The following is an 838-nucleotide window of genomic DNA, read 5'->3' as shown; positions in this document are numbered from 1 at the left end:
AGATCTCGTCGCCGCCGTCACCAGAGGTATATCGATAGGTGTCACTACCGCGACCACCGTAGAGATAATCATTCCCCTTGCCGCCAATAAGGATATCGGCGTCTGACGATCCGTAGAGCCTGTCATCGGCATTGGAACCTCGGATCCATGCAGCTTGCTGGATGGCAGCCCGGTCCCACGTGGTGCCATCGGCGAACTTGATCTGCTCGATCCCATAAGCAGCATCCGAGTACCACTGGTTGGAGATTTTCGTCTCCTGCCCGGTAGTTGTATCGGTCATATACAGGTGAACACCATCGCGCCGGAACGTGACATCACCCGGGTTAAGGTCGACGAGCTGGAGGGTGTCGATGTCCGTCGAGCTACCTTCTTCATAGATCTCGTCGCCGCCGTCACCAGAGGTATATCGATAGGTGTCACTACCGCGACCACCGTAGAGATAATCATTCCCCTTGCCGCCAATGAGGATATCGGCGTCTGACGATCCGTAGAGCCTGTCATCGGCATTGGAACCTCGGATCCATGCAGCTTGCTGGATGGCAGCCCGGTCCCACGTGGTGCCATCGGCGAACTTGATCTGCTCGATCCCATAAGCAGCATCCGAGTACCACTGGTTGGAGATTTTCGTCTCCTGCCCGGTAGTTGTATCGGTCATATACAGGTGAACACCATCGCGCCGGAACGTGACATCACCCGGGTTAAGGTCGACGAGCTGGAGGGTGTCGATGTCCGTCGAGCTACCTTCTTCATAGATCTCGTCGCCGCCGTCACCAGAGGTATATCGATAGGTGTCACTACCGCGACCACCGTAGAGATAATCATTCCCCTTGCCGCCAAT

General features: G+C 56.0%; 1 protein-coding gene. It reads right to left on the bottom strand.

What is annotated here, in order from left to right; translation table 11 throughout:
- Positions 1-838, bottom strand: an 838-nt coding sequence (locus tag IQ292_RS17550; protein ID WP_275298352.1) for a calcium-binding protein, incomplete at both ends; no start/stop codon positions are given.

The sequence above is a fragment of the Sphingomonas beigongshangi genome, from assembly GCF_016820445.1.
Classification (GTDB): Bacteria; Pseudomonadota; Alphaproteobacteria; order Sphingomonadales; family Sphingomonadaceae; genus Sphingomonas; species Sphingomonas beigongshangi.
Note: the sequence above shows the minus strand (reverse complement) of the source record. Positions and strands in the feature narration are given on the sequence as shown.